Origin of the sequence: Geminicoccus sp., assembly GCF_036263595.1 — a bacterium.
Classification (GTDB): Bacteria; Pseudomonadota; Alphaproteobacteria; order Geminicoccales; family Geminicoccaceae; genus Geminicoccus.
Window position 1 is genome coordinate 1 of sequence record NZ_DATAGQ010000168.1, and the last position, 4830, is coordinate 4830.

3 protein-coding genes are annotated in these 4830 nt (G+C 63.3%); all 3 read left to right on the forward strand.

The window, feature by feature from the left end; all coding sequences use genetic code 11:
- Positions 1–422: 422 nt before the first annotated feature.
- Complete coding sequence (locus VHL31_RS18305) at positions 423–1298, forward strand: hypothetical protein (protein WP_329662685.1); 876 nt, start codon at positions 423–425, stop codon at positions 1296–1298.
- Entirely contained in the window at positions 1295–1573 is a 279-nt protein-coding gene (locus tag VHL31_RS18310) for a hypothetical protein (RefSeq protein ID WP_329662686.1), read from the forward strand. Before VHL31_RS18305 ends, VHL31_RS18310 begins: the two co-directional genes overlap by 4 nt.
- A 268-nt stretch (positions 1574–1841) precedes the next feature.
- The coding region (locus VHL31_RS18315; RefSeq protein WP_329662687.1) for a DUF7146 domain-containing protein at positions 1842–4830 on the forward strand (2989 nt) is incomplete at its 3' end.

Genomic DNA, 4830 nt, shown 5'->3' on the forward strand with positions numbered 1-4830 from the left:
ATCGAGTGCTGGGCGACTACGGCGCCGTGCTCGATGCCACCTGCCAGGCCTGGAATAGGCTCCTCGCTGAGACCGGCCGGCTCGCCAGCCTCACCGCCTACCCCTACCTGCTCAAGTCAAAACTTCTATGAGCCGGTATTAGACGACGCTTACAGAAAAGCAAAGGCCGCCGGGGTTTCGCCTGACGGCCTCTGGGCCCATGGCACGCCATGGGTGGGTCACATCCTGAATATGAGGCCGTCGTGCCGATCTGCCAAGGCTGTAGGTACTGGAGAGTATTGTAGCCGCCAGCCATACAAAAAGAAAAAAATACCAAATAAAAATGCGGCGTTCGCAGGCATTTTACCTGAAATAGAAGCAGTTATTCTTGCATGAGAGGGAGAGATGTGCCATGTTGTCGTGGTCGAAGAGGAGCCGTTATCTTGGCAAACGTCGCCCAGCTCGTTGACCGCCTCGTCGAAGCCACCGGCTTTGATGGTGCGGACATACGGGTGCGGGCGCGGATTCTGCGGGAAACAGGTATTCTGCCGATCTCCTCGCGAAGGCCAGGCGAAGGCGGCGTGGCGGCCGGGCCGCAAACCCAGGTGGCGGAAGCAACCCGCGCTCTCTTCCACCTTCCTCGCACCACTACAATGCAGATCGACTTCTTCAGAGAAGATTCCGGCTTGGTCGTCCAACGGCTCCAGAACGAGGTTTACGGGAACAACGATCCGGATGCTTGGCCACTTGGGCTCTTACTTTTTCATTATGTGAACCTAGCCTCCGAGCCTCGGACTCGGGAAGAAGTCCTCCAGCGCATCAGAGCTATCCGCGTATTTCGCAACCTGCGCTCGGTACATATCGACTACGCAGACGGCACCAATGAAACGTTCGAGGCAGCCCCTGAAATCTGGCTGGAAGCAGAAGAGCGCACTCGTCGCGCGCCCGTTCTCAGCCTCACGATCGCACCAAGCCAAATCGTCTTGGAGCTGGCCGACGTGGTGCTGCACACCCGTGCGGAGAGGCGGCGGCTGAAGCTGCCGGAACCTTCCTTCGACGACACGCTCCGGGCATTGGGCTTTCCGATCCTGGAACAACCTTCCGAGGAACCCGCTGCAACGGGTGCCTTGGAAAGCGAAGCGCCGGTCCCGCTGCAACGGAAACCGGCGCCCTACGCTGACCCGCCTCGCGATGACCACGAAGCCAGGACCACGAACACTCCTGAAGCTAGTGGCAAGAGAGAAACCTCTCAAGGTTCATCGGGAGCAGGTCCCCTGAGCAGTGGTCCTAAACCGTCCTCCAAGAGGAAGCTCCGATGAGCCATGATCATTCTCGTATCCAGCTTGCGCACCTGCTGCGTGAGCTGAAGGCTGCCTATCCCGACGCCCCCGCATTGGCTTTCCAGACCTATCGCTCAGTGTACGCCAGGGTCCTCAACGGGGACATTCCGGCCCAGCAGGCTGGCCCGCGCGGTCCTTGGACGGTGGCCGTGGCCGACCTGCCGCGGATCGCAGAAATGCTGGGCGTGCAGGCAGAGCCTGAGCCCACTCGATCCCGCCGCACGGCCTCCTCCAGCAGGGTCGCGGCGGCCTGAGCTTTGGGAATGGCGCAGCCCAACCTCGAAGAGAATGGGCTACGAATCGCGATGCTCTATCGGTTGATCGAACGACCATGTCGTCCGGTGCCATAGCCACGATCTAGCGCCGTCTGCGAGGCTTATGCGGCCGCTCCCTGGAGAGCGGACGATGCGGCACGGCATGGTTCCTCACAATGGAACGGCTCCAGAGGGTGCTGGTCGTGCGCGAGTTGCCCCGGCTCGAGCCGCTGCAGCTGGTGTCGTGCGGCAGGCGGGGGCCTGGACGTTGAGCGGCCAGATCGGCCCTGACGATGATCTGAACGAGCTGCGTGCCGCCTTGATCAACCGTACCGAGGACTTGGCCGTTCACCTTCTAGGGCAACGCAGCGGCCACACGTCGACAGGCTGGCGCTGGGGCTCCAAGGGCTCCTTGGACGTGGTGTTGCGCGGCCCCAAGCGCGGCCTGTGGTACGATCACGAAGCTGGCGAGGGTGGCGACCTTCTAAAGCTGATCCGGCGCGAGCAGGGCGGCAGCTTTGCCGAGACGGCCGAATGGGCACGAAGCTTCATCGGGACATCCCAGCAGCATCGGCCGAAGCGGGAGCGCATCCAACCAGCACCGAAGCAGGAACTCGAGGAAGCTCGCCGCATTGGTCATGCCCATCGACTATGGGCGGAAAGCGTGCCGGTGACGGATACGCTCGCGGAGCACTACCTGACCGATACACGTGCCATTCCACGGCCCGCCGCTGGTTGGCCCGCCGCGATCCGGTTCCACCCTGCACACAAGGCGTTGATTCTGGCCGCCACCGACGATACCGGTGACGTACAAGCAGTCCAGCTGGTCTATCTAACGGACGAGGCACGCAAGCGCCCGCGGGACGATGGCCAGCTCGACAAGCGGACCTTCGGTGTGCTGGCCGGTGCAGCGGTGCGCCTGCCTGGCGATACCTCGTCCCTGCTACTGGCAGAGGGTCCTGAGACTGGCCTGAGCGTGTGGGCCGCCACTGGTCGGGAAACCAGGATCGCGTTGGGTGGCATCACCAAGATCGACCCGCCGCCCCTGCGGCGCCTGGTGGCCTGCGCCGACGATGATCCCCGCGACGCGCCGGCAGCCAAGTCCTTCTACAAAGCCGTGGCACGTTGGCGAAGAGACGGCTGGGCTGTAGCCGTTGCGACGCCGTGGAGACGCCGTCGCTTCGACAAGTCCGACTTCAACGACCTGATCCGCAAGGAAGGCCCGGACGGCATCCGTGCTCGGATCGAGGCGGCGCTGTCGCCACCCGGCGTACAGGTGCCGAATGATGCGTTGTCGATAGACCTCGCACGGTTGAAGGTGGAAAAAGCCGTGCGCGGGTTCTTCGCCCAGGTGAACGACTTCGACCCCGACGCCGAGGATGGGCTTCCGCCGATCGTGCATGGCATCAAGGTTGGCGTCGGCATCGGCAAAAGCGAAGCCGCGCTGCGAGAGTCTGCCCAATGGTTAGCCTTGGCCAGGAGACGCGGCGACACGCGCAACATCGGCTTCGCCATTCCTATGCACTCGCTAGCCAATGAGCAGGTGCGTCGGTTCATGACCATGCCGGAGGCGCAGCGTGCTGGGCTGACCGCGGCGGTGTGGCGGGGTCGCGAAGCTGCCGATCCCGGACAGGATGGCAAGGCGATGTGCCACGATCTCGAGGCGGTGCGGGAGGTGCAAGCGGCACTCGGGAACGTCGACACCCAGGTGTGCGGCAGCAAGCAGGAAGGACCACGGTGTCCTTTCTTCGAAGTTTGCGGCTACCAGCGGCAGAAGAAGCAGCAGGCCGACCTTTGGTTCTTTGCACACGAGTTGCTGTTCACCGAGAAGCCGGGGGCACTGGGTGAGCTGGCGGCCGTGGTAGTGGACGAGGCGGCCTGGGCAAAGGGACTGGAGGGCGTAAGTGGCCCGCCGATCAACCTGCCGCTGTCGGCGCTGGATCCCATGGTGACGCTGATCGGCAAGGGCACTGGTCCGATCGACATTGACCGGCTGCGCTATATCCACGGACGGGTCACAGAGATCCTCGCCACCATGAAGGACGGTCCTCTGTCGCGCTCGCTGCTGCTGGAGGCAGGCTTGACTACCGAGACAGGACGCGACGGCCGCTCCCTGTCTCTTCTTCGCATCGTCAAGCCGGACGTAGTGCCGGGCATGCCACCAGCACTTAGGCGTGAGGCTACGATGGCGTGCATAGCTGAAAATCGCACCGTGCTTCGCCTCGCCCACTTCTTCGAAGCCCTGACCAGTCTGCTAGCCGAGGACGGCCCTGATGCGAGTGGATGGGCATCGCTAGCAACGGTGGACATGGGAAACGGGCCGGTGCGTGTGCTGCGCCTCCGAAGAAGGCGTGCGGTGCGAAAAGACTGGCAGCGTCCGACGCTACACATGGATGCTCTGCTGGATCCTGTCCTGCTGCGCCCCTACTGGCCGAACATCGAGGTAACGGTCAAGGTGGAAGCTCGGACACCACATGCCCGTTTCCGACAGTTGATCGGGCGCGACTGGCCAAAGTCAGCGCTGGTACCTGACGAGGGTCAGGACCCGGCTGAGAACGAGCGCCGGCGGAAGAACAACGAGCGGCTTCGTGCCGCCGTATGGCGCGAGGCACGCCGACATCGTGGGCGGGTACTGTTGATCGTCTATAAGGCAGTCGAGGAGTATTGGCGCACCTGTGGGCCGATACCAGCCAACGTCGAGCTGGCGCACCACAACGCCATCGCCGGGCGGGACGAGTGGGGACCTGGGCCCGGCCGTGCTGGTGTCGAGCTGGTGGTGGTGATCGGCCGGACCGAGCCTTCCCCTGACGTCGTGGAACGGATGGCGGAAACGCTAACTGGTGCTGCCATCACGGAAAGGACCAGTCGCTACGATCGCCAAGATGCCCCAATCAACCACATCGACGGTACCGCCTCGACCACGGAGGCATCCGTTCATCCGCATGCGATGGCCGAAGCTGTCCGTTGGCAGATCTGCGAGGGAGAACTGGTTCAGGGCATCGGGCGATGTCGAGCGGTGAGCCGCACCAATGCCAATCCAGTGGAGGTGCTGATCCTGACCAACCGCCCCCTCCCGTTGCCGATAGATGCAACGGTGACGTGGGAGGAGCTGGCACCCAGCATGGTGGACATGATGCTCGGCCAAGGCGGCGTTGCCCTCATGGACTTGGCCGATGCCTCTCGCTGCTACCCCAAGCTCTGGCCAAGTCCTGAAGCGGCGAGAAAGGCCGCCGAGCGCGAGAGGTGCGTGACGTTTC